We start from the raw sequence: 26,632 nt of genomic DNA, 5'->3' as shown, positions 1-26,632 counted from the left end.
TGCACAATGCGGGTTCTTTTTATCACTATAATGAGCAAATAAGAGTGTAGAAAATGAAGGAAGGCGATTAATACTCTGGAGTGGCATCAGGTTCAGGTTGATGAACGGGTTGTTCCAGTAGAACGGATCCGTCTTCAAGTCGAATCCAGGTATTAAAGTCTTGGGTGCCTTGGGTCAGTTTGATGACGCGTGCGCCCCGCATAAAGCCTTCTTTTCCATAAGTATTGTAGCCGGTAGCACGGCCATAGGAAAGACGTATGCCATACAGGCTTCCCGTAAAATCGTTAACATGGTCATGCCCGCAAAAAGTGCCCAGCACATCACCCATTTCAAGTAAAGCGGTGAACAATCCCGAGTTAACATGTGGTGAGCATACACGCTCGTTCTTATGTCCATGACAAACTTGTGTGAACCATACTTCCCGGTATTCAGGAATTGGGATATGAAAGAAAGCTAATGCTGGTAGTCTGTCTTCCGCAGTCTTTGGATTTAGCCGATCTGATTCAGCTGTCAGCCAATTGATCTGACTCCGGCTAACCCAATTGTAGCCAGGGATATGCTCCATCTCAGAGTAGCTGCCCGAGTCAATAAAATAAAGGACTGCAGCCGCTTGGCCATCCTGATCTTTAATTTCAAGTGAGTAATTCCCTGAACCCTCGAGATCCTCTGGGCCGGCTTTGGCCAGGCAGTGGGGATGCTCCAAGGCAATCTGCATCAGTTCATTGCGGGAAATCAGGGTTTCTGTATCATGGTTGCCAAATACGAAGGCCCAAGGGGTTCCCGTTTTCTCCACAGCAGCAACAGCATCCCGAAAAGCTTGGGCGGGGTCTTCACAGGCCTTTTCACCAGGTGATACAGGGCCGGTGTAAATTAGATCGCCCGTGAAAACTACAAGATCAGGTTGTTCCGCTTCCAGAACGCGTTCCATCAGTTCCCGGGTACGCTGATCTTCGGCTCTTCCATCCATCCAGTGAAGATCAGTGAACTGTACAATTTTCAAAGTTCCATCTTGCTGAAATGATAAGCTGTGTCTCATTGGGGTATCTCCCTTACTGTCTGATATTGAATTCTAAGCTCCGGAAGCGTGAGCCGCTTATGCGACACAAGCCGGGTGAGGGCTGACACTATCAGCTATGTAGCCATAGACGTTAGCCGATCCAGATCCGCTGGGTGAAATGATCTCCGGAGTTCCTACCAATCATAATATCAAATTCTCCGGGTTCGAAGACCATTTGATCGTCTTTTCCATAGAACATCAGCATTTCTCTAGTAATCTCGAAAGAAACCACTTGTTTCTCATGCGCTGCGAGTGTAATTTGTCGGAAGGCTTTCAGCTCCTTGACCGGGCGTACAACACTTGCGCTAACGTCATGGATATAGAGTTGAACGGTTTCCTTGCCGGTGATGTCTGAAGTATTCTCCACTTCAATGGAGGCAACAATCCGATCGGTAGCATCAACATTGAAGTTGCTGTAATCAAAACTGGAGTAGCTCAGACCATAGCCAAAGCAGAACAGCGGATCATTAGGGCAATCCAAATATCGGGTTACATAACGTACATTGGGATATAGAGGATCATAAGGGCGTCCCGTCTGATAGGCATTGTAATAAACAGGGATTTGCCCAACCGAGTAAGGAAAGCTCATTGATAAACGAGCGGACGGATTATAATCTCCGAACAGCACATCAGCTAGTGAGTTTCCGGATTCTGTACCCAGAAACCAGGCTTGCAGCAAAGCGTCGCTAGCCTCAAGAACAGGCTTTAGTTCCAGCGGTCGGCCGCTAAATACAATGGTAACAATCTTTTTGCCGGTATCTTTCAGACGCCAAATCAGCTTCTCCTGATTGGTCGACAAGCGCAGATTGGTTTTGCTTCCGCCTTCCCCGGTATCCTGCTGATTCTCACCGACAGCAGTGAGAATGACGTCGCAATCTTTCAGGCGCTGGAATGCTTCTTCGATTTCATCCTCCACATCAAAAACACCCTCCAGCATGCTTCCCAGCTCACCAGTCATGGCCGTAATAATATCCGCGGCAGATGTTTTTTGAGAAATGCCATTGTAGAGTGATACGGCTGGGTCTTTTTCCGTTCCAGACCAGCCGCCCAGCACTTGAATAGAGGTGGCGAAGGGACCAGCCAATCCAATCTTCATACCGTGTTTAAGGGGCAGAGCGTTATTGTCATTTTTCAACAGCACCACTGAGCTGGCACCCAGCTCTCTCGCAGCTTGTAAATTCTCTACGCTCGGCGTAGGTGCCTCATCTACTATTGGATCTGCATCCTTGAATGGATTGTCAAACAAGCCGAGAGCGTCCTTGAGTTCTAGCACCCGGATAACGGCTTCATCAATCAAGGAGATATCAAGCTTGCCTTCTTCGACTAGAGCAGCGCCGTGGTTTAGATAATGGGTGGACATCATTTCAATATCAAGTCCTGCAGCTATACTTTTCTCCGCTGCTTCACGGCCATCCTCAGCTGCACCATGAGGGATTAGCTCATTGACGGAATTGAAGTCGGCAATGGTAACGCCGTTGAAGCCCCATTCCTCACGCAAAATTCCCCGGAGAAGTTTGGAATTACCGCTTGCTGGTATGCGGTCAATCGTATTGAATGCGGCCATCACCATGGCTACACCAGCATCTACAGCAGCTTTATAGGCTGGTAGATAGAACTCACGTAATACGCCGAGGGACATATCGACCGTATTATATTCTCGACCGCCTTCGGGAGCGCCGTAACCGGCGAAGTGTTTCACACAGGCAGCGATACGACCTTTTTCTTTTAGGTCTTTGCCCTGATAGCCCCGTACCATGCTCTCAGTTACACGGGCATTCAGATAAGGATCCTCACCGGATGTCTCCATCACCCGTCCCCAGCGCGGATCGCGTACGAGATCTGTCATAGGTGAGAAAGTGAGATGGATGCCGGCAGCTGCGCTCTCTTTGGCTGCAACTTCAGCAAATCGCTCGCAAGCTTCCATATCAAAGCTACAACCTATCGCAAGCGGGATCGGAAGAATTGTTCTGTAGCCATGAATGACATCCGCCATGAAGAGCAAGGGGATTTTCTGACGGCTGGCTTGCAAATGCCGGGTCTGTAGATCAATCACATTCCTGGCTCCAATGCCGTTCAGAACGCTTCCGATGTTCTCCATTAGCTGCGGATTAATGTTCAGCTCTTTGAATGGACCGGTTAAATCTACGGTATCATCCAAACCCCAATAGTGAGGGCCTAGCTGGGTCAATTGGGCCAACTTTTCTTCTAGCGTCATATCGTTCACAAGATCTTGGATAAACAGTTTAGTCATGGTTAACACCTTCCTCGTGAGCGCATTGAAAGTTATTGTGACAAATAGATGTGCTATACCAATAAGAAAGCGCTTGCGATTTGAGTTCGCCGCTATGCACACGCAGATAAATATAATTGGATGAGACATGAGATAGATAAGAACGGGGAGTTCATTGTCAGACATCATATAATAGAGACTGACATGTCTGTGAAAGAACAGATAGAAACGTTTCCATTAACGATACATATCGATCTTAGTCCGAAGGCCATAAAAAGTCAATTATCTTCGTGAAATCGGCCGAATCATTATATTTAGGTTATAAAATGTGATTTTTATTACTAGAAAATCAAAAATAAAATCAATTGACAGCGCATACAACTAGGGAGTATGATTTTCGTACAGGGAGTTTCAAAGAAATTATGGAAACGTTTCTATATCATCCGATACGCTTATTATAAAGGATGAGCAAGCAGTTTCATGCTGGTTGCGGGACAAGAAAGGAAGCTAAGTTATGCATGTGATGAAATGCATCTTTCAAATTGGAGGTGGGCTCATTGGCAAGAATTAAGCTTGCGGGTGGAAATATTGTCCGGGAAGTCATTAAGAACAAAGTGCTTTTTCTAATGTTGCTGCCTGTAATCGTATACTTCATTATTTTTCACTATGCCGTAATGCCTGGCGCTTATGTCGCATTTGTAGATTACAAGCTCAACAAGGGTATTTTCGGAAGTGATTTTATCGGTCTGAAAAACTTCGAATTTCTGGTTCAAAATGGAGATTTGTGGAATATTACCAAGAATACGCTTCTTTACAACATCGTCTTCCTAGCACTGGGTAACATTATTCAAATTGTGTTTGCGATTATGCTATCGGAGATCTCGGGCAAGTGGTTCAAGAAAGTGTCTCAATCCGTTATTCTCCTACCTTACTTTATCTCTATGGTTATCGTCGGTGTGTTTGCCTACAATATATTCAATTTTAATTCCGGGTTCATCAATACGATGCTAACTGGAATGGGGCTAGACCGTTACGAGTTCTATTCTGATCCGGGCATATGGAAATATATCATAGTAGCCTTCAAGATCTGGGCCGCTACCGGATATGGAATGATTGTCTACCTGGCAACGATCACAGGGATTAATCATGATCTGTACGAGGCTGCTTATATGGACGGAGCTACTACCTGGCAGCGGATCCGTTATATGACCTTACCGATTCTGAAGCCAACCTTTATTCTGCTTTTACTGTTTGGTATGGGTGGAATTCTCAAGGGCTCTTTTGACCTTTTCTATAATCTGATCGGTACGAACTCGGTGCTGTATCCGCAGACGGATATTATCGATACCTATGTCTTCCGTTCACTGGTGGGACAATTCAACTTCTCTATGGGCGCCGCGGTGGGCTTCTACCAATCCATGTTTGGCCTGATTCTGGTGCTAGTAGTTAACTTTATTGTACGTAAGGTCGAGCCGGACAGCGCATTGTTCTAAAACCAGACACGAAACAGGGGTGATGAATATGGAAACTCAAAAAATCAAACAGGATTCCGGAAGTATTATCATAAAAGTGATTAGCTATATCTGCATTAGTATCTTTGCACTGTTCTGTGTATTTCCCTTTGCACTAATGATCTCCTCATCGTTTATGAACGAGCAGGAAATTGTCCGCGAAGGCTACAAGCTGCTGCCTAAGGAATTTTCCTTTAAGGCTTACGAATTGTTGTTTAACAACTCTACGCAACTAGTAAATGCTTATAAGATAACTATTTTTATAACCGTAGTGGGTACGGTCCTTGGACTGTTCATGATGTCGATGGCTGGCTTCGTGCTTAACCGCAAGGATTTCAAGTATCGCAACTTCTTTTCCTTTCTAATTTACTTTACGACACTCTTCAGCGGTGGCTTGATTCCAACGTACATCTTGATGGTCAAGCACCTGCATATGAAAGACAACTTATTTGCCATGATTCTACCGGCTGTAGTTGGCGCATGGTCGATCTTCCTGATGCGTAATTTCATGAAGGCCATTCCGGATTCCTTATATGAATCTGCTACCATTGACGGTGCTGGCGACTTCCGTATCTATTGGCGGATATTTATTCCGCTGGCGGTTCCTTCCTTAGCTACCATCGGGCTTTTCTCGGCGATAGGCTTTTGGAATGAGTGGTACAACGGGATGTTATATATGGACTCCCCGACGAAATATCCACTCCAATACTTCTTGCAGCGAATGGTCAATCAGACGAATCTCGGTACACTAATCAATTCGGGGGCAGTTATCAATACAGCTGATCTTCCAACGCAATCCATCAAGATGGCTACAGCTGTGCTGGCCACCGGGCCAATTATTCTCCTCTATCCATTTGTACAGCGTTATTTCGTAACAGGCCTCACCGTTGGGGCTGTAAAGGGTTAATGGACGTCTCCTTTTCGAAGGCGCGTTTATTATAAATGCAATTCATAAATAGAAAAGAAAAGGGAGGCTTACCTAATGAAAGGTAAAAAAATTGCGTCTTCTTTAATTGCTGTACTCATGCTTACTGGGGCATTGACAGCCTGTTCATCGAAGAACAACGAGGCGAGTAATGATCCGGCAGCTACGAAGGCACCAGATGCTTCAACGAATGCAGGAGGAGTAGACACTTCCAAAGAAGCTAAGTTGGTGTATTATCTGTGGGGTAGTGAAGGTGTTCAAAATAAGGCGATTCTAGCTGAGATTAACAAAAAGCTCAAGGCTGATCTCAACGCTACAATTGAAGTGAAGTATATTGACTGGCCAGATATCAATACGAAATACCCGTTGCTATTTGCTTCAGGCGAGCAGTTTGATATGTCTCATGCATCTCCAGGAGCACCTGTATCCTATTTCACATTGGCTAGTGAAGGTGCTCTAGTGGACCTTACCGATATGCTCGATAAAGTTGCTCCTAAGCTGAAGGCAGAAATCCCTGCTAGTGTATGGGAAAATACTAAGTACAAAGGTAAAATCTATGGCGTACCGAGTCTTTATAGTGAATATACACCAAATGGTTATGCCTATCGTGTAGACCTGTTGAAGAAATACGGAATGGAAAAAATTACAACTCTCGATGACATGGTTAAATACATGGATAATGTTGTTGCCAATGAGTCCTTCCCACCAATTAACGGTAAGTCAGAAGATGCGGCCAATATGTTCAGAATGCTCGTAGATACTACAGGAATGTGGCTTAACGCACCTGGTATATCTTTGAATGAACTAAATCTTGTGACTAAAAGTCCAGAGGACTACAAGACCGTCTTCCATCCAGCATACACTCAGGAATTCGAAGATTGGGCTGTGAAAATGCGTGAATGGGCAGATAAAGGATACTGGGGCAAGGATGTGCTGTCTGCAACTCTTGGCAGCAAAGATAACTTCAGAGCAGCAAACTCCGCTGGTTATTTGACTCATGCTCAGGACTGGATTGGCCAATACGGTGCAGATTTGAAGGCACAACCAGAGGCAGAAACTGCATTCTTTACTTTTGCGGAAGCCAACAAGAAGATCAAACGTAAGATGGGTGTTGATAACTCGACTGTAATTAGCACGAGCTCCGAGAATCCAGAGCGTTCTCTGATGGTGATCGAGAAGTTCATGACTGACGAAAGCTACTACAACCTCATCCAAAACGGTATTGAAGGCAAACAATATGTTATGGAAAATGGTGTTAAAAAGCAGCCTCCAGGCTTCAACGAAAAAACGGACGGCGGAGGTTTCGCGGCTTGGTCACTTCGTAATGACAAATTCGTAGTTCCTACGGATACAGAAAACCCAATTCGTAACTCTTTATTTGCAGAGTGGGATAAAGTCGCTATCGATGATCCATACAATGGCTTTAGCTTTGATCCATCGAATGTAACTACAGAAATTGCTTCCATCTCCAACGTGAATTCCCAGCTTGGTATTCAATTGATGCTTGGTAAAACAAGCAAAGATCCTAAAGCTGCTGTAGCGGATTACCGTGAGCAACTGAAAAAAGCAGGAATTGACAAGGTTATTGCCGAAGTAGAAAAGCAATTGGCTGCGTTTGTTCCAGTGAACTAAAGAACGTTAAAAGGTGTGGGGGAGCTATAGTAGCATATAGCTCCCTTACTTATAAGTGGGGGAGTATAGTGGACGTAAATATCAAGGATATCGCGCGGATTTCCGGTGTGGGCATCTCGACGGTCTCCAGGGTCATCAACAATAAGGGGCTGGTGAGTAAGGCTACTCGGGAAAAGGTTCTGAATGTTGTTAAGGAATACAATTACATTCCCAATTCCAATGCAAGAAATTTAAAAACTACAGAGTCAAAGAACATTGCACTTATGGTTAAGGGGATTACCAATCCGTTTTTCTCCAATATGATTAAAGAAATCGAGCGGCAGGCTAATCTGCGTGGTTATCCCTTTCTCATTCATCAGGTAGAGGATGGTACGGATGAAATCAATGCTGCCATTCAGCTCACCAAAGAAAAAAATCTATGCGGGATCATCTTCATGGGCGGAACCTACAATCATTCCGAAGAGAAGTTCAAGCAGCTGACGGTTCCGTTTGTACTGACGACGATCACCTCTACACAAGAGGTGGACCCTGATATCTTTTCTAGTGTCACCATTAATGAATTGAAGGAAGCTTATAAGGCCACCAATTACTTGATATCACTTGGGCATGAGAATATCGGTTTTCTAGCCAAGTCCCCTTTATTGGATGAAACAACAGGAAACCGGAGATATTTGGGCTACAAACAAGCACTGGAAGAACATAATCTGCCTTATGATCCACAGTTGGTGGAGGATTGTGAATATAGTCCTAGCTCGGGATTTGATGCAGCGCGGAGATTGCTTAAACGGAATAAGGGAGTAACCGCAATATTTGCAGCCTCCGACACGATTGCTATCGGTGCTGCCAAAGCGGTGCTTACCGCGGGGTTGTCTATTCCGGATGATATTTCAATCATTGGCTTTGACGGGATCGAAATGGCTGAATATTTTCATCCTTCACTTGATACGATCAGCCAACCGGGTACAGAAATGGCTTTATCCAGTGTGGGCGTTCTGTTTGATCTAATTTCTGGACGGTCAGTTCATCAGCATATTGTCTACGATGCGGTATTGCTCAAGCGAGGCTCTTGCAAGATGCTCAAAACACTTAAGGTTTAATACTGACTATAAAAGCTATCATTGGAGTGGTAACCCAAATGCAAGACACATTGAGAATAGGTACTCTGGTTCGTGGCGGGGAGGCCGTCACCGTGATTCCGCAAATCGTTCAGCATGGTTTTGAATCCTTTAACCTGAACTTTTGGCAGACCACAGGTGAAACCAATCTTGTAGAAACAGCTGCACGACTTAGGGAACTGGCTGCTGAACATGATTTTGTCATCTCTTCTGTTGGGATTTATGGCAATCCACTTTCAGGAACAGGCGACAATGCTGACACACTCGCCAGTTGGGAGCGATTGATTGATCATGCCCATTTATTCGGCACAGATATTATCGGAGGATTCACCGGACGTCTTCCAGGTTCTTCGATTGACGAGTCGATTCCGAGATTTGCAGAGGTGTTTAGTGAATTGTCCAAAAGGGCAGCCGATCGTGGCTTAAGAATTGCTTTTGAAAATTGCGCTATGGGTGGAAATTGGCAGGCGGGAGAGTGGAATATCGCTCACAATCCTTCAGCCTGGGAGAAAATGTTCAATGCTGTGCCAGCAGACAATCTGGGTCTGGAATGGGAACCGTGCCACCAGCTGATAGGTCTCATTGATCCGATTCCGCAGCTACGCAAATGGGTGAATAAGGTGTTCCATGTACATGGCAAGGATGCCACTATTGCCTGGGATATCGTCAAGGAATACGGAATTCATGGACCTAAGCCTTATGTCTGGGACCGGACGCCTGGCTTCGGGGATACGAACTGGGTGGATATCATCTCGATTCTGCGCCAAGCTGGTTATAAGGGAACAATTGATATTGAAGGCTGGCATGATCCTGTCTACCAGGGTGAACTAGAAATGACTGGACAGGTACATGCGCTAAATTATTTGAAGTATTGCCGAGGTGGCAGTTTTGTCCCAAATCCGGTGTAAAGGATATCAGATAGTAACAACTCAAAAATGACCTCAAAACCCACAGTAAAGTGGAGGATGAGGTCATTTTTATATGCTTAGCTTAATCCCGTATAAGATAGCCTTGCCCAAGCTGGATTTCATTAAAGCCTGCCATGTGGCGAGCTTGAAAGCGGATAGGCTTAAATCCACCTATAATAATGATGTTTTTGATATCCGCAGTCCCATCTGAAGGCAGTGAAAAGGATTTAATATAGGTAAATTGTTCGGCGAGCGTGGTGTAAATAGCATTAATGAGCGGATCATTTTCACCTTTTCCCATCAGATTCATCAGGAGATACCCTTCGGTATTCAGTTTTGAATGCGCGATGTTGAAAAATTCACTGGAGATTAAGTGCCTCGGCGTGCCCGCAGCGGTGAAAGCATCCAAGACGATGTAATCATATTTCTGTGTTTCTTCACCTTCAAGGATCTGACGTCCGTCACCGATCACTACGTTATCTTGGATGTATCCAAAATAGCGGCGGCTTAATTCGACTACTTCGCTGTCTAGCTCAGCTACTTTAAATCTCTTGTCTAGAAAATACCCGGCAATCGTTCCAATCCCATGACCAATAAGAAAGGCGTCCTCGAAAGAGGGAGCATTGCATTTCATCAAGTGAATGATGGCTCGCGGATATTCAAACACAACTCGTTCTGGGTGATTGAGATCCATCGCACCTTGAATGGCCTGATTGGAAAACTGCATGACGCGGAACGCACCTTGTTCACCGTATAGTTCTGTGGTGTCATAGACGGTGATTTCATGATTATCGCTGCTCGTGTGAATCTGTGATTGCAAGTGATCAAGCTCCTTATACGATAGAAATTCGTTTATATTCATTGGGTGTAACGCCGACTACACGTTTAAAAAGCTTATTGAAATAGGCAGGATCGCCATATCCAACTTCTGCTCCAATCTCGTGAATCTTTAGATCAGGAGCATTCTTGAGCAGATGCTTGGCTTTACGTAGCCGGATTTCCGTGATGTAGTCCGTTAATGTAAGTCCAGTTTCTTGTTTGAACAGCTTGCTTAGATAGCTTGGTGTCAAAAAAACCATATTCGCTAAGGTGTTCAGATCCGCATGTTGATTATAGTTGGCTGATATCCAGCGCTTTATGGTTTCTACAGCTGTACCGGACATCTCTAGGCGATGGGCTCTGATTTCAAATAAAATGCTTGAAAAATGGTCGGTGAATACACGCTCAACTTCACTGAATCTCATACTGGAAGTAATGCTTTCATCCAGTCCAAGATAGGGTGCACCTCTGTAGAGGGTCTCAAATTCTTGCAATTCTTTCTGCGCAGATTCAATAACCCATCGACAGACACGGAGAATTTGATCGGGCACAGCTTGTTGTGATTTCAACATTGAGAATAAGTTACGCACGCGTTCTAAAGCACCCTCCATATTCAGGATCTGCAGATCATGGATTAATGGTTCCTTGATCGCATTAAAAGGCTCGAGAATATTTATCTCAGGCTGCTGAATGTTCTGAATATTAGCATAGTGCAATCGGTCAGTGTTATAGATTCCGACACTGCAGGCTAACCTAGCCTCTTGATACGCTTGTCTGAGCTTGGCGGTATCATTATAGGAACTGCTAGTACCTACATGCAGTATCATACCATTGGCAGAGATACGAATCCTGTCGCCGATTTCATTCCTATCGCTGTCCGAGAGTTGTTTTGTAGAATACAGGATACAGACATGCAGTCCATTTTGGATCTCTAAGCTGTCGATACTAAATGCCATCTCTTGCCGCAGACTGTCTACACAGAAACAGACGGGTTCTCTTGATCTTCCTTTGAACACAAAGACTGAGAAATAAGGCTGGGGCAAAGTAAGGCTCGACAAAAGCAAGGGGGATGGGGGCTCGTCGACTTGAAGAAGGGTCAGTAGGAGACCGGTACGGTGACGTACCTCCTTGTCACGAGAGAACTGCTGCTCTTTCTCCAATTGATAAAGCAGGTCGAATAATTGCTCCTTATCGATGGGCTTTAATAAGTAGTCTACTGCAGAGCTGCGTATGGCTTCTCTGGCATAATTAAATTCAACAAATCCACTCATTAGAATGGAGCGGATTTGCGGGTGACTGGCTTTTAATTGTTTAATTAATTCCAAGCCGTTAATTTGCGGCATACGAATGTCAGTAATCACAACATCAAGCTGAAGCGAAGGTAACTCGTCAAGTAGATGTTTCCCATCGGAGTAGGTGCCGATGACCAGAAATTCAGTACTTTCTTTGCTGATCATTCGGGCCAGACCTTCGCGGATCAGGATTTCATCGTCAACAATTGCAATACGCAGCAATCAGAGCATCTCCTCTCCGTAATTCATATCATCTTCACTATGAGTAGTGAAGGGAATGTCCTCAATGCGCAGTGTAACACGAGTACCTACTCCGAGCTTACTCTCTACAAGGAGCCCGAATGAGCTGCCGTAATGCAGACGGATTCTCTCATTCACATTTCGTAGACCAATTCCAAACATTTCACTTTCATTCCCACTTTGCAGACTATGATTTAAGGAACGAAGGGTGGCAGCATCCATACCGATGCCATCATCTTCTACACAGAATACGACATTTCCTTGCTCACTCCATGCGGTGATGGTTAAGGTGCCGAGACCTACTTTTTGATCTAAGCCATGAAAAACTGCGTTCTCCACAATGGGTTGGAAGACAAGCTTGATTACAGGAAGATGTAGAAATTTCTCTGGCACATCAATGTGTAGATTGAACTTATCTGGAAACCGGATTTGTAGCAGATGATAATAATTTCGAACATGATCCAGCTCTTGTCTGATCGTAACGGCTTCTTCGCTTCGGACAATACTGTAACGCATCTGAAGTCCAAGTAAATAGGTGAGCTTCGCTACACGGGGGTCATCATTGCTCTCTGCCAGCATACGGATAGACTCTAGCGTATTATAAATAAAATGGGGATTGATCTGATTCTGAAGTGCCCTCATATCAGCCTTCTGCTTACGCTTCTCGGTGAGGGATACTTCCTGTAGCAGATCCTTGACCCTAATGATCATTCGATTAAAATGACTGCCAAGCATTCCAATCTCATCATTATATTTGGAGTGCTGCCAGACATCCAGATTACCGTGCTGTACCCGTTTCATTAGACGGACCAAAGATTTAAGGGGTTTAGTCAGCGCATGTGAGATGAACGTGGCAACGCAAAGTGCAAAAGCAATAATGATCAGTGTAGTTAATATAAGAGCATTGCGATTCTTCTGTACAGGTGACAGGATACGGGCCAAAGGAATCGTAACCATAGTCGTCCAACCTGTCTGTTTCGAGACGCTATACACTGCAAGATAAGATTGTCCATTCATTTCTATTTGAAAATGATCCTGTTGCTGATTCACATGCTGCAGCAAAAGCTGCGTGTTCAGTCTTTGTTCCCCGCCGGTTTGCATCGAGTCTGAGGCGTCTTCACTGTCATAGATCAGTTCTCCGTTATTATCTACAATTAATGTGTTGCCTTGTGTAACTGCGTTTACGGGATCAATAATCCCGTTAAACAAGTTGATGTCTACATCAAATACGAGAATTCCTATATGATCTAGCGTGCTTACAGAATTAATGGTGCGAAGTACACTGAAAACCTCTCTATGGGCATTGGAGTTTATACGAATCGTATGTCTGCCTTGAATGACAGGAGCGGCTCCAGCTTCATCACTTAAGGTTCTCCATTCGGCTAGTCGTTCTTCAGGGTACAGCTCGTGGATTCCGGGGACTCTATCATAAAAAACAGAACCGTACTGATCCACCATGTACACGGCGATGATCTCTTCCTTCGTATGCTTCAAGTAGCTCAGGAACATCGCCATGCCAGTACTTTTATCCCAGTCGGTATTTTGCTGAGTGAGGTAGAATTGTACATCGGTGTTATACAGCGGTAGCGCTGTGTATCTTTTTAGATCGGCGACATAACGGTCAATGGTATCAGAGGCATTCGATGTCATTTGGTTCGCGCTTTCCGTTGCATTCACAAGAACAGAATTGAACATGGAGCGGGAGGACAAATAACTAACATAAGTGATTGGAAGCGAGATCAGAAAGACAAATACGACGATCAGTTTTCGCTCCATCGGAAGATTGGCAAGGAACAACCACATTTTTCGTAAGGCTAGCCGGATGAATGATACCATTTGCGTTGTCCTTTCTTAAAGTCAACTTCCTTATTTAACTGCGCCACTGGTTACGCCTTCAAAGATGTAACGTTGTAGGAAGAAATATAGAATTATTGTTGGGAGCAGGATGAGCAGAATGGCCGCACAGATCAAATTCCATTCTCCCGAATTGACCCCTTGAAAACGCATCAGGATCGTCGTAACTACACCCAGGCTTTGTTTTGGCATATATAGATAAGGGATGTACATGTCATTATAGATACTAATCGTCTTCAAAATAATCAAAGTAGCCGTAGCCGGCGTCAATAATGGAAAAATAATCGAGCGATAGATTTTAAAAAGAGAGGCACCTTCTACCATCGCGTTCTCATCGAGATCCACGGGAATGTTACGGATGAATTGCAAATAAAGAATAATTTGAATCACATCTGCTCCGATGTATAGCACGATAGGGGCGCCGAGTGTATTATAAAGCCCCATGCTTTTGATGATTCCAAAAGTCGCTACTTGTGTCGTGATGCTAGGAATGATAGTAGCTATTAGATAGGCACCGAAGACAACAGGTTTTAATTTAAAAGAGAAGCGTCCCAGTACAAATGCTACCATAGTTCCAAATAGAATGTTCAGAATTAAAGTAACAGCAATAATAATTAACACGTTACCAAAGCCGTTAAGTAAACCTCCACGCTGGAAGACTGCAATGAAATTATCAAAGTTTAAAAAGCTTGTTGGCAACGCCATGGAGCTACTACTGTTAAATTCATCAGTTGATTTGAAGGCGTTTACGATAACTACATAAGGAGGAAAGAGCACGACAAATATGCCGATGATTAGCGAGAAGTATTTAATAACATCTGTAAAGCGGAATTTGGAGTTTGTCATGTCTATTTGTCTCCTCCCCGGCTAAGAACTAGTTGCTGTACTAATAGTACGATGACGACAAAGAAGAGCAAGATGATACTCATGGCAGAAGCGAGACCATAGTTGTTGTAAGCAAATGCAGTGTCTACTACTTTTTGTACGTAAGTTTCGCTGGCGCCCGCAGGACCACCCTTGGTCAATACGAACGGGAGATCAAATACTTCCAGTGCTCCTGTGACGGTAAGAAATAAGTTAAGCTGAATGACTGGCTTCATATTCGGTAAAGTAATTCTCCAAAGGGTTTGGAAGGACCCGGCACCATCAATCTTTGAAGCCTCATAGATATCGTTTGGTATAGCCTGCAAGGAGGCGATGTAGATGACCATGTTATAACCCATGAAACGCCAAAACCCTGTGGATGCCAGAGAGTAGTTGACCAGTCCTTCTGTTCCAAGCCAGCTGGTCTGCCCTAATCCGGTTAGACCGATGCTGTTCAAGAACATGTTCAGAGAGCCGTTAGTAGTGTCAAAGACATAACCAAACATAAAAGCAACGGCAACTCCGTTCATAATGTAAGGAAGGAAAAGTAAGATTCGGAATGCATTTTTCCCTTTGAGCTTACTATTCAGAACAACTGCAAAATAAATGGCGACTATGTTCTGAACAATTCCCATAGCGAAGTATGCAAAGTTATGTGTAAATACTTTGAAAATATCAGGATTAGAGAAGACCTCACGGTAATTAGCAAGTCCGACCCATGGTTTCTCAGGGCTATAGCCATCCCAGTTGGTGAAGCTGTAATAGATCAGCTTAAGCGCTGGATAATACGTAAACGTCGCAAGGAGCAACAATGGGATCGTAAGGAATGATACGATGATTATCGTTTTTTGTTTGTTATAGGAAAGTGTTCCGAACATCGCTAGCCCTTCTTTCATAAAAGCTTGGTATGGAAAGGCAAAATGGACTATCCGTAAGGGCGATAATCCATTTTGCGCCGTGGTGTACTTCTGGTCAAAAGCTTGTATTAATAGCCGAGATCTTTTTTAGCTTTAGCCCAGGCTTTATTCCATTTGTCTAATACAGTTTGTGGATCTTTGGCAAGCACAAATTCCTGGACAACAGCAGGGAGATCCAGTTGTGCTTTGTTGCCGATTTCTGTAACCTTCGCATCGTCAACAGTTCCCTCTACTAGCTCTACTCCGGTAGCTTGGAATTCTTTTAGCTGAGCCAGATTAGATTCTTTTCCTTTTAGTGGGGAGATAAAGCCCGCAAAGTCCTCATAGCCGGAATCCTCAATCATCCATTTTACAAAAGCTTTGGCAGCTTCTAAATTTTTACTGTTTTTAGCAACAGCATAGAAGAAGTCTGGGCTAAGAGTAGCGGAAGGTTTACCTGAATTGTCATAAGGGAATGGGAAGAAGCCAACATCGTCTGAAGGAGCTCCTACTCCAATAACTTGGTTAATGACCCAGTTGCCGAGATAGTACATGGCGAACTTACCAGAAGCGATGTCTTTTTTCGATTGCTCCCAGTTGGTGGAGTTGATGTCTTTTTCCAGATAGCCTTTTTCGTTCAGTTCTCTCAGCAGACTAAAAGCTTTCCCGTAACCATTGTCTAAAGTGAATGGTGTCTCAGAGTTCAGCTTCTCATTAGGGAAGTCAGGGTTGCCTGCAATTAGGCGTGGAGTGTCATAAGCCCAAGTACCGAGTGGCCATTTATCTTTGAAGTTAGAGGACAGTGGAATGACACCTTTTGCTTTCAGCTTTTCGCAGGCAGCCAGGAATTCATCCCAAGTTTTAGGTGTTTCTGTGATGCCAGCATCTGTAAATGCTTTTTTGTTATAAACAATTCCGGATGTCGAGTTCCCTGTGGTAATTCCGTACAGCTTGCCATCAAAGGATTTGAAGTCTTTAAAGGTGATTTGATCGTTCAGACCGAGGTCATCCAGTGAAGCGAAGTATTTCGGCAGGTCGGAGTTAGGAATGGTAGGAATGAACATAACATCTGGAAGCTCGCCGCTGGCCATTCTGACTTTAGCCTGTTGATTATAGTCGGTCTGGGAAGCTTCGAATTCGACTTTGATATTCGGGTATTTTTCATTAAAGCGCTTTAAATATTCATCGTATTCTTTGCCAATCATGTCTGTTCTGTTAGTCAGGAAGGTGATTTTTCCGCTAATATCAGCTCCTGCTGCAGGCTCGGCTGTTGCGTTGTTTGTTGAATCTCCGCTTGTATTCTCTGTATTCGTTGCTGCAGGCTTATCGGTTGCAGAAGCCCCGTTATTGGTGCTGTTTCCATTGTTCGAGCCGCAGCCAGCCAGCGTTGATGATAAAACCATAATCATAACAAAAGATAACGAAAATAACTTATTTCTCATAACATAATCCCCTTTTCATTATTTTGTTAGCGTTTACATGAACATTATAGCTTTAAATAAAGCGTTTAGAAATGTATTGTATTATTATTTATTGTCTTTATTTGTTTTGTTTGAACGATTATAATTAATGTATTCCTAACTAATGGATAACAAAATACTAAGAATGCCAATCGAATTCAATGAAATACTAGAAAAGGTATGCTATTTTGAAAGATGCATATGCTCTACAACACTTTTAGGAGGGTACCATGAAACATCTTGAGATGAAGCTTGCGAAGTGGGAATTTAGAAGCTGTGGTGACGAGGAGTGGCTTCCGGCTACTGTGCCAGGCACGGTCCATACGGATTTATTGAAGAACGGAAAGATTGAGGATCCCTTCTATGGAACAAATGAACATAACCTACAGTGGATTGATAAGAAGGATTGGGAATATCAAACCACTTTGCAGCTGGGTGAAGAGTGGTTGGAGCTTACTTGCACAGAACTGATTTTTGAAGGTCTTGATACCTATGCTGACGTGTATGTGAATAATGTACATGTGCTCGCAGCAGACAATATGTTTTTGGCGTGGAGAGTGGATGTTAAAGATCAGTTGAAGATTGGTGAAAACCATATACGAGTGAGATTCCGCTCTGTAGTTAAAGAGGATCTGCCTAAGCTAGCGAAACTGGGATATGCGTTACCTGCACCGAATGATCAATCCGAGCTTGGGGGACTAGAGGAACAGCGGATTAGCGTTTTTGCCCGCAAAGCGCCTTATCATTACGGTTGGGATTGGGGTCCGCGTTTTTTGACCAGTGGAATTTGGCGTGGGGCCTCTCTTGAGGGGCGTAACACAGTTCAAATCACAGATCTCCATATCCGCCAAAATGTGATCACAAAGGAAGAGGCTCATTTAACCGCAATGATTGAAGTGGATGCTCCTGCGGCATGGCAGGGAATGCTGCGAATGAGTGCTGATGGATTAGAGTCAATGAAAGCGGTTTCCTTAAAAAGTGGAAAGCAGCTAATAGAGATGGATATCGTGGTAGATCAGCCGCAGCTCTGGTGGTGTAGAGGACTAGGCGAGCCTAATTTATATACATTCCAAGCGGAGTTGCTGCAAGATACGGAAGTTGAAGTTAGCAAAAGCGTAAGAACCGGGCTTCGTAGCATTCAATTGATTCGGGAGCATGATGCGAAAGGGACTTCATTTTCTTTTGTACTGAATGGGGTGCCGGTCTTCGCTAAAGGTGCCAATCATATTCCGAATGACAGCTTCATCACAGAAGTAACCGAAGAGCGTTATCGGCATGAAATTGCCACGGCTGCAGAATCAAACATGAATATGCTGCGAGTGTGGGGTGGCGGTTTTTATGAAGAGGAGATATTTTACAGGCTCTGTGATGAATACGGGCTGTTGGTCTGGCAGGACTTCATGTTCGCTTGCAGCATGTATCCGGGGGATGAAGCGTTCCTTGCGAATGTGAAGAAAGAAGCGGAGTATAACATTAAAAGATTGCGCAATCATCCTTGCATCGCCTTATGGTGTGGTAATAACGAGATTGATTCGGCCTGGTCACAGTTCGAGGAAAATATGGGCTGGGGCTGGAAAGAAAAACTCAGTGCTGAGCAAAGAGCTACCATGTGGGCTGATTATGAGGAAATATTCCACCGGATTCTACCGAAGGCTGTAGCCGCATTCCATCCAGGTGTGGACTATTGGCCGTCTTCGCCAATGCGGAATTTGACTGGAGATATGAATCAACATACGACACGGATTGTGGGCGATGGGGATGTGCATTACTGGGGCGTGTGGCACGGGATTGAGCCTTTTGAGAATTATAATACCAAGGTTGGCCGCTTTATGAGTGAATACGGATTCCAATCGTTCCCGGAACTGAAGACCGTAATGAGCTATGCTGAAGAGCAGGATTTGGAGCTTACTTCAGAGGTGATGCTGGCTCATCAGAAGAATGGACGCGGGAATCTGCTGATCAAGGAATACATGGATATGTATCTGCCGCAGCCGAAGGATTTTAAATCATTTCTGTATATGAGTCAAATCCTGCAGGCTGAAGCGATTCGAATCGCGATTGAAAGTCACAGAAGAAATAAACCTTATTGTATGGGTACTTTATACTGGCAGATGAATGATTGCTGGCCAGTCGCTTCATGGGCGGGGATGGATTACAACGGACGCTGGAAGGCATTGCAATATACCGTGCGCTCAAGCTTTCAAGATGTTCTGTTGTCTATTGACGGTACAGACCGTGAGCGGATTGACGTTCATGTCGTATCTGATTTAAGAACAGCGGTTATCGCTGATTTGGTGCTTAAATTGTATCAGTTTAACGGTTCCCTAGTACAAGAGTGGACACATTCAGTTGAGTTGGGAGCTGATTCTGCGGCTATCGTATTCTCGTCTCCAGTGGCGGAACTACTAGAAGGTCATGGATCGAACGATGTGTTGCTTGAGATCAGCTTGCAGGCTGATGGCGAGATGATAGATCGAAAGGTGCACTATTTTGTCCCGGAAAAAGAAATTCGGTTGCAGCGGTCAGTAATTAACATAATGGAAACTCCAGATAGCGGAGGTCTAAGCTTCACTGTGACAAGTGATGTATTAGCTAGAGGCGTATATCTGACCTCAGAAGATGAAGGAATATTCTCTGACAATTACTTTGATCTTCTTCCAGGGCAGTCCAAGACGATAGCATTCTCTCAGCGTGGGGGCGATGGAAGGGACTGGACTCCAGCTATTCCTAAGGGATTAAAGGTTCAATCGATGGTTGATTTTGTGAGCGAAGATTTACTGTAAATCTTAAGGAGAGAAGGACTATCGCATGGGGATTTCAATTCAGGAAGATAAGGGATTATTCCATTTACAAAGTGCGGGGATGAGTTATATTCTTCAGCTGGTCAATGATTATCCGGCACATGTGTATTGGGGCAAAAAGCTGCGTAGCGACAGCAATTTGGACGACCTATTGAATCTGGGAGGAAATACGGGACTTGACCGACTGCCGCAGGAATATCCACAATACGGCACGGGAGATTTCAGAACACCTGCTTATCAGGTTCGGCTTGAAGACGGCACTCGTATCACGGAATTGAAATACAGTGGGTATCGCGTAATGGAGGGGAAACCAGCACTTACCGGGCTGCCTTCAGTATATGTAGAGTCTGGCCAAGAAGCACAGACGCTAGAGCTTACGCTTAGGGATGATTATGCCAAGCTAACTGTTATTTTACGATATACCATATATGAGCATTCCAACGTAATTACCCGCTCGGTCGAGTTTGCAAATGATGGAGAAACACAACTGCAATTACAGCGTGCATGGAGTGCGAGTGTGGATTTCTCGTCTGGAGAAATGGATATGATCTATTTGGCAGGGGCTTGGTCAAGAGAAGGTAATCTGACTCGCAGACGTCTGGTGCAAGGTGGTACAACCATTGGTAGCCGCAGAGGGATGAGCAGCCACCAGTTAAATCCATTTGCTGCGCTGGTGAAACCTGAAACGGATGAGAATCATGGAGAGGCCTACGGCTTCAGTCTTGTATACAGTGGAGGCTTTGAAGCTGAGGCAGAGGTCGATTCCTTTGGGATGACACGGTTTACGATGGGGCTGAACGCTTTTGATTTCTCTTGGCTGCTGGAACCTGGGGAGCACTTCCAGACCCCAGAGGTAGTTATGGTGTATTCATCCGAGGGGATCGGGGAAATGTCGAGAACCTATCACCGCTTGTACCGGACTCGTTTGTGTAGAGGAATATATAGAGATAAGGAACGACCGATCTTGGTCAATAACTGGGAAGCCACCTATTTCAACTTCAATGCGGACAAACTGGAGTCCATTGCGGCCGAAGGCGCGAAGCTTGGGATCGAATTATTCGTGCTGGATGATGGCTGGTTTGGCAAAAGAGACGCTGACAACTCCTCTCTCGGAGACTGGGTGGAGGATCTGCGCAAGCTTCCAGGCGGGTTGTCTGATGTCGCCAAGCGCGTGAACCATCTTGGCTTGCAGTTCGGACTCTGGTTCGAACCGGAAATGATCTCGCCAGACAGTGAGCTCTACCGGATGCATCCCGACTGGTGTCTGCATGTGCCGGGACGCCGCCGTAGTGAAGCCCGCTGGCAGCTTGTGCTCGATTATACGCGAGAAGATGTACGGCAGTATATCTATGAATCGTTAAGCCGAATTTTCACTACCGTGCCGATTAGCTATGTGAAATGGGATATGAACCGTTGTTTAACGGAGATCGGCTCTGCAGAATTACCCCCTGAACGCCAAGAGGAAACTGCACATCGTTATGTGCTAGGTTTGTATGAACTATTGGAGCGAATAACTTCAGAGTTTCCACATATTTTGTTCGAGAGCTGCTGTAGTGGTGGTGGCCGTTTCGACCCAGGCATGCTACATTATATGCCGCAGACATGGACCAGTGACGATACTGATGCTGTAGAACGGCTTAAGATTCAGTACGGAACAAGTCTGGTGTATCCGGTTAGTTCCATAGGCGCGCATGTGTCCGCTGTGCCGAATCATCAGGTAGGACGGATCACCCCGCTGTCCTTTCGTGGAGATGTAGCTATGTCCGGTAATTTTGGTTACGAGCTGGATCTTACGAAGTTTACAGACGAAGAGAAGGAGCTTGTGAAGGAACAGGTTGCGAACTATAAACAGATCCGCAGTCTTGTTCAGCAGGGCAATCTGTATCGTCTGCAAAGCCCGTTCGAGGGTAACGAGACGGCATGGATGTTCGTCTCAGACGATCAGCATGAAGCTCTCATCTATTACTTCCGGGTAATGGCTGTGCCGCACCCGCCACGCCGCAGCTTGAAGCTGAATGGCTTGAATCCGGAGCTGAATTATACTCTGGAGGCAAGCGGTGAGGTCTACGGCGGCGACCGTCTAATGCAGGTCGGACTGGCACTGCCGGATATTCAGCAGGATTATGTTAGCGGATGCTTTAAATTGAAGGTGCAGGAATAGATAATTTATTTCAAAAGGAAACAAGCCATGAGCCCGGCTCTTGGCTTGTTTTTTGTGCTGGTATAAATGATGTTTTTCCTCTGTTTGAGCCGAACGAACTTCAGGGTTTTCTCTGATTGTTGTTCGGTTTTTTCTCGTTTAACGTTTAAGGAATTATGATCCAAAAGCCTGACGGTACTTTACGGGGGACATCCCCTCGAACGTTCTGAACACTTTAATGAAATAGCTGGACTGGGCAAAACCGGACTGAGTTGCAACCTGAGCAATGGAGAGTCCAGTAGAAACCAGTAGAAGCTTGGCTCTGGCCAGTCGGCAATCCGTTAAATAACGGTTTGGTGTTTTGCCCATAACCATTCGGAACAGCCGTAGAAAATAATAGCTGCTGTACCCGGTTAGTCTTGCCATCGACTCCAGTGACCAAGGGCGGGCACATTCGACATGAATGATATCTGCGGCACTGCGGATAGACTGCCTGACCTCGTGTGGTACTGAGCCGTGAAGCGGTTCGGAGTTCTGCAGCAATTTCACTAGAAGCTCGTACAGAAGCGCGGATAGTCTTGGCTCATTACGTGTTACATAGGAAGCGCTCAGTAAATACATTTCCTCGAATAGCTCATCCAGCTTAGCGTCCAAATCAAAAGTGAACAGGTATGCACTAGACTGGTCCACTTCTTCTAATAAGGGGAGTACAATTTGAGTGCTAAAATGAACCCAACGAACATCCCAAGGCTCCCCAGGATCTGAGCCGTACTGCTGATAGGCGCCTTTAGGGTAAAGAAACCCTCGTCCTCTGCTCATCGGAATACGTTCGCCCTCATGGAATACATAACCCTCCCCACCAAAGATTAAATGCAGGTTATAGCTTTCCAGGAATCCTTCACTTCTTCTCTCGGTATGCTGTGGAAAGTGACTGTAATGTCCTAAAAATTCAGGATAGCAGACATATTTTGAAAAAGCTGGGGTTGGCAAATACCATTGTTTCTTCATGTTATATGGCACTCATTTCTGTCGCGCATCAGGGCGCTAGTTGGATTAAGGTAATTAACGCAAGATCGTTATACGATCGCAATATTTTGTTATATAAGCCTTATTAACACTGATACTACAATAGAATTATAAAATAATGAAAGCATATTTTTAATACTTTGGAGGTAATCATGAAGAAACCTGTCGCAACAGAAAAATTCGAGCTTGGCGTCTGTTATTATCCGGAACACTGGCCGGAAAGCATGTGGGAGGACGATTATCGCCGGATGCGAGAACTGGGCTTCACGATCATTCGGATGGGGGAATTTGCTTGGTCAATTTTTGAACCTGCCCAGGGTGAATTTCAGTTCGGGCTATTTGATCGGGCGATTGATTTAGCTCATAAACATGGGCTTCAGGTTGTGCTCGGTACGCCGACGGCAACACCTCCAGCTTGGCTGACCCATAAGTATCCAGAAGTATTAAACGTGACGTATGAAGGTGTTACCCTTCAGCATGGCATGCGCCGTCATTATAATTACAGTAGTCCCAAATACCGTGAGCTATGTGCTCGGATTACAGAACAGATGGCTGAACATTATGGCAATCATCCAGGTGTGGTCGGCTGGCAAATTGATAATGAGCTCAACTGCGAGATCAGTGAATTTTATTCAGAGAGTGACCATAAGGCTTTCCGGAAATGGCTGCAGCAGAAATATGTCACGCTTGAGCGGCTAAACGAGGCTTGGGGGGCTGTTTTTTGGAATCAGAGTTATAGTGATTGGTCTCAAGTGTATCTTCCGCGTCCTACCCCGTCACCCAAGCAGCCCAATCCCCATCAGGCTTTGGATGAAAAGCGGTTTATATCGGACAATACGATTTCTTTTGCCAAAAACCAAGCGGACATCATCCGTAAACTTGCCCCTAAGCAGTGGGTAACAACGAACGGTCTGTTCGGGCATCTCGACAGCCATGAATTGACGGATGAATTACTGGATTTCTTCAGCTATGATTCCTATCCGCAGTTCTCGACTATTTTTTATGATCCGAATGAACGGAATCCGCTGAATGACAGAGGCTGGGGACTTTCATTATCTGTTGTCCGTTCTATTTCCCCTAACTTCTGTATTATGGAGCAGCAGTCGGGACCAGGTGGCTGGGTGAACCGGATGGATATGCCTTCTCCGAAGCCGGGACAGATGCGTTTATGGACCTATCAATCGATCGCTCATGGCGCAGATATGGTACTGTATTTCCGCTGGCGGACAGCTACGATGGGCAATGAAATTTATTGGCATGGCATTAACGACTACCATAACCAGCCGAACCGAAGAGTACGGGAAGCGGGACAGATCGGACAAGAGCTGGCGGCGGCAGGGCAAGTACTTATCGGCACCCGTAATCAGGCTAACGTTGCTATTGTTCGTGATTATGCTAATGAGTGGGATGGAGAGTACGATGTATGGCATGGTCCATTTATGTGGAAGAGCAATAAGGAGTGGTACAAGGCACTCCAGCGGAAGCATATCCCGAATGACGTACTCTATTTACGCCAAAAGACGACGCTGGAAGAGCTCGCACGGTACGATGTGCTTATCTATCCTCACCCAGCGATCATGACAGATGAGACAGCGTCGCTTCTGGATGAATATGTTCAGCAAGGTGGAAAACTGATCTTCGGATGTAGAACCGGTTATAAGGATGAACGTGGTCAATGTTACATGCGACCATTCCCAGGTGCTGCTAGGGATCTATGCGGGATCACAGTCGAAGAATTCACCATGGTTAAAGGTAGTCGTCAGCCAACGGCGATTAGCTGGTCGGGTGCGACCGAAGGGGTTACCGGGGCAGATGATTTTAATGATATTCTCCGGATTGAGGATGATTCGGTCGAAGTCATGGCGGTCTATGCCTCGGACTATTATGCGGGAAAGCCGGCGGTTACAAGAAATCGTCGCGGCAAAGGCGAGGTTTGGTATTACGGAGCAGTCTTTAATGAACAAGCAGCGTCCATAATCATAGATCAAGTCGGCCTGAAGTCGCCAGCAGATTGGCTGGTGCTACCTGAAGATGTAGAGCTGCAAGTTCGAAACGGGACTTCTTCCAGTTACACTTTTTTACTTAATTATAGTGAAGTGCCTGCCTCCATACATTTGCATGAGACCAAAACAGATTTACTGAGCGGAACAACATTATCGGGTGAGGTTACCTTGGAAGGCTTTGGGGTATGGGTATTACATTAATCTATGAATAAAAAAGGCAAAACGGCTGGATAAAAGAGTAGGCCTCCAAAATATGTAGCACGTTATGTCTGGTTTTTCTTGAGTCGAAAGAGGTATATTATTCGTTTTAACGATGATGTGATACTCTAATGGGAAATGGAAAATGAAGGTATCAGATTCGCCAAGTTTGTTTAAAATTTGGTCTGATTTAGAGGCTACCGAATTCATGAATATTGATTTTTTTACTGATGAAAGCCAGACAAAAGATATGATAAGATTTCTTGATGAATTTTCCCTTGATAACAAAGCAATTCGTTTCTCTATAAATTGAAAAGGAATCCAATGAAATCATAGGTTCTTGTAGCTTTAATCCCCTAGGCTTTGAAAATGAAAAAGCGAATTTTGGGGAAGAGGATACGCTTCAGAAGCTATAAGTGCTTTGTTAGATTACGCATTCAGTAAAAGTCTTACAAAAGCTGAACTTTATGTTTGAGGGAACCTTAAGAAGGTATGAAAGAGTAAACGGAAAGTTTATAAATATCAATATGTATTCAAAATTAATAACAGATTGATTAATAAGGCAGTTTAACGCAAAAACTTAGATTTATCCCAGAGGTTATCTAGGTCTCCATAAGGAATAAGAACTTATACACTATAAATATGGGAGTTGACCAGATGGAGGCCATATTAACAGAGGAATTGATCTTGGATGACCTGCTAAAAGCATTTCATCGTTTATTCGGTTTGAATGTTATTGAAACTACTCCGATAAAACGGGGCTGGTTAAACTTAAAGTGGAAAGTTACGACGGATGCAGGGGAATTGTTACTTAAACAATACAACAAAGAAAGATATAAATTATATAAATCAGAGGAGATATTGTTAGCACTCTCTCAGCAGATTAGATTGTATGACCAAGGAATAGCGTGCCCCAAAGTGCTATCACAAAATGAAAGTATTTTGATTGAATCTGATCAAGGAGAACGCTTTCTGGTAATGGAATATTGCCAAGGAAAACTACTTTCACCGGGTGAAATCAACGTCCATCAAATATACGATTTAGGTCGAGCAACAGGAAAAATGCATCGATTGTTAAATGACGGGACACTTGGCATTAAAAATAGTCCGCAATTTATTCCTCCAAGCCGTGAGGAGCGTTTAGCACATTGGAATTCCGTTTGGGAAAAGATTAAGGGACTTGGTAAACCTCAGCTGCTTGCTAATATAGAAACTCAATTTAAAGCTACTGAAGAAATGAATTTAGAACTACTCGAATTACTCCAACTAGGATGGGCACATCGTGACCTTTGGGTAGATAATCTTTTATTTAATGATAACGGATTATCTGCAATTCTAGATTTTGATCGACTAAAATATGACTATCCGCAGCTTGATGTAGCTCGTGCTGTGATGTCATGTGCCTTAGATGAAAATTTAGATGTCTCCCTGGCTTCGGCGTTTATGGAAGGGTACAGTGAGGAACGCGACGTGGTAGAGGGCTATTTAACACATTCATTACAGTTGTTGTGGTATATGGAAAGCACCTGGTGGATTAATGCTAACATGGATCAACATAGTGTACCGCCAGCCCGCTTTGCGAAGGAAATGATTTGGCTTGCAGAAAATCAAAAAAATATGTCCGCTTTGTTAGGAAATCTTTAGAACTATACATGGCTCGG

18 protein-coding genes and 1 pseudogene are annotated in these 26,632 nt (G+C 44.5%); 10 read left to right on the top strand and 9 right to left on the bottom strand.

Annotated features, from left to right (window positions below; genetic code table 11):
- Window positions 1-67: 67 nt before the first annotated feature.
- Together CA598_RS04070 and bglX are read right to left on the bottom strand one after the other, a co-directional pair.
- Complete coding sequence (locus CA598_RS04070; protein WP_094875498.1) at window positions 68-1,036, bottom strand: metallophosphoesterase family protein; 969 nt, start codon at window positions 1,034-1,036, stop codon at window positions 68-70.
- 112 nt (window positions 1,037-1,148) lie between these two features.
- Entirely contained in the window at window positions 1,149-3,308 is a 2,160-nt protein-coding gene (gene bglX, locus CA598_RS04065; RefSeq protein WP_094875496.1) for a beta-glucosidase BglX, read from the bottom strand.
- A gap of 536 nt (window positions 3,309-3,844) precedes the next feature.
- Between bglX and CA598_RS04060 the strand changes: the two genes are divergently transcribed.
- The 5 genes from CA598_RS04060 to CA598_RS04040 all read left to right on the top strand — a co-directional run bounded on the left by CA598_RS04060 (window position 3,845) and on the right by CA598_RS04040 (window position 9,378).
- Window positions 3,845-4,780: an ABC transporter permease gene (locus CA598_RS04060; protein WP_256989849.1), complete on the top strand. Its 936-nt coding sequence runs from the start codon at window positions 3,845-3,847 to the stop codon at window positions 4,778-4,780.
- A 28-nt stretch (window positions 4,781-4,808) separates the two neighbouring features.
- Window positions 4,809-5,705: a carbohydrate ABC transporter permease gene (locus tag CA598_RS04055; protein WP_218832580.1), complete on the top strand. Its 897-nt coding sequence runs from the start codon at window positions 4,809-4,811 to the stop codon at window positions 5,703-5,705.
- Between the two features lie 75 nt (window positions 5,706-5,780).
- Entirely contained in the window at window positions 5,781-7,355 is a 1,575-nt protein-coding gene (locus CA598_RS04050; RefSeq protein ID WP_094870743.1) for a DUF3502 domain-containing protein, read from the top strand.
- 68 nt (window positions 7,356-7,423) lie between these two features.
- Window positions 7,424-8,452, top strand: coding sequence for a LacI family DNA-binding transcriptional regulator (locus CA598_RS04045; protein WP_218832579.1), 1,029 nt, complete (start codon window positions 7,424-7,426; stop codon window positions 8,450-8,452).
- Between the two features lie 38 nt (window positions 8,453-8,490).
- A complete protein-coding gene (locus tag CA598_RS04040; protein WP_094875495.1) occupies window positions 8,491-9,378 on the top strand; it encodes a sugar phosphate isomerase/epimerase family protein in 888 nt (295 codons plus the stop codon).
- Window positions 9,379-9,460: 82 nt separating this feature from the next.
- Here CA598_RS04040 and CA598_RS04035 read toward each other — a convergent pair whose 3' ends face one another.
- The 6 genes from CA598_RS04035 to CA598_RS04010 all read right to left on the bottom strand — a co-directional run bounded on the left by CA598_RS04035 (window position 9,461) and on the right by CA598_RS04010 (window position 16,785).
- A complete protein-coding gene (locus CA598_RS04035) occupies window positions 9,461-10,240 on the bottom strand; it encodes a spermidine synthase (RefSeq protein ID WP_094875493.1) in 780 nt (259 codons plus the stop codon).
- Window positions 10,212-11,711 carry a response regulator gene (locus tag CA598_RS04030; RefSeq protein ID WP_094875492.1) on the bottom strand — a complete coding sequence of 500 codons (1,500 nt, stop codon included), beginning with the start codon at window positions 11,709-11,711 and terminating at the stop codon, window positions 10,212-10,214. Before CA598_RS04030 ends, CA598_RS04035 begins: the two co-directional genes overlap by 29 nt.
- A complete protein-coding gene (locus tag CA598_RS04025) occupies window positions 11,712-13,565 on the bottom strand; it encodes a sensor histidine kinase (protein ID WP_094875490.1) in 1,854 nt (617 codons plus the stop codon).
- A gap of 30 nt (window positions 13,566-13,595) precedes the next feature.
- Window positions 13,596-14,429, bottom strand: a complete 834-nt coding sequence (locus CA598_RS04020; RefSeq protein ID WP_094870749.1) for a carbohydrate ABC transporter permease — start codon at window positions 14,427-14,429, stop codon at window positions 13,596-13,598.
- A gap of 2 nt (window positions 14,430-14,431) precedes the next feature.
- A complete protein-coding gene (locus tag CA598_RS04015; RefSeq protein ID WP_094875489.1) occupies window positions 14,432-15,325 on the bottom strand; it encodes a carbohydrate ABC transporter permease in 894 nt (297 codons plus the stop codon).
- A 107-nt stretch (window positions 15,326-15,432) separates the two neighbouring features.
- Window positions 15,433-16,785, bottom strand: a complete 1,353-nt coding sequence (locus CA598_RS04010) for an ABC transporter substrate-binding protein (RefSeq protein WP_094875487.1) — start codon at window positions 16,783-16,785, stop codon at window positions 15,433-15,435.
- 248 nt (window positions 16,786-17,033) lie between these two features.
- Between CA598_RS04010 and CA598_RS04005 the strand changes: the two genes are divergently transcribed.
- Both CA598_RS04005 and CA598_RS04000 read left to right on the top strand, forming a co-directional pair.
- The gene (locus CA598_RS04005) at window positions 17,034-19,586 is read left to right on the top strand and encodes a beta-mannosidase (RefSeq protein ID WP_094875486.1); all 2,553 of its coding nucleotides are present in this window, start codon (window positions 17,034-17,036) and stop codon (window positions 19,584-19,586) included.
- Between the two features lie 25 nt (window positions 19,587-19,611).
- On the top strand, window positions 19,612-21,765 hold the full coding sequence (locus CA598_RS04000) for an alpha-galactosidase (RefSeq protein ID WP_094875484.1): 2,154 nt from the start codon (window positions 19,612-19,614) through the stop codon (window positions 21,763-21,765).
- A 153-nt stretch (window positions 21,766-21,918) separates the two neighbouring features.
- Here the strand turns inward: CA598_RS04000 and CA598_RS03995 are convergent, their stop codons facing one another.
- A complete protein-coding gene (locus tag CA598_RS03995; protein WP_094875483.1) occupies window positions 21,919-22,752 on the bottom strand; it encodes a helix-turn-helix transcriptional regulator in 834 nt (277 codons plus the stop codon).
- Window positions 22,753-22,922: 170 nt separating this feature from the next.
- Between CA598_RS03995 and CA598_RS03990 the strand changes: the two genes are divergently transcribed.
- From CA598_RS03990 to CA598_RS03980, 3 genes and pseudogenes are all read left to right on the top strand, one after another.
- Window positions 22,923-24,974, top strand: a complete 2,052-nt coding sequence (locus CA598_RS03990) for a beta-galactosidase (RefSeq protein ID WP_094875482.1) — start codon at window positions 22,923-22,925, stop codon at window positions 24,972-24,974.
- Between the two features lie 142 nt (window positions 24,975-25,116).
- Window positions 25,117-25,525: pseudogene (locus CA598_RS03985) on the top strand (GNAT family N-acetyltransferase).
- 103 nt (window positions 25,526-25,628) lie between these two features.
- Window positions 25,629-26,615, top strand: a complete 987-nt coding sequence (locus CA598_RS03980) for a phosphotransferase (RefSeq protein ID WP_094875481.1) — start codon at window positions 25,629-25,631, stop codon at window positions 26,613-26,615.
- The last annotated feature ends 17 nt before the right edge of the window (window positions 26,616-26,632 follow it).

Origin of the sequence: Paenibacillus sp. VTT E-133291 (assembly GCF_002264395.1) — a bacterium.
GTDB classification, from domain to species: Bacteria; Bacillota; Bacilli; order Paenibacillales; family Paenibacillaceae; genus Paenibacillus_AQ; species Paenibacillus_AQ nitricinens.
This window is presented reverse-complemented; position numbering and strand designations above follow the sequence as displayed.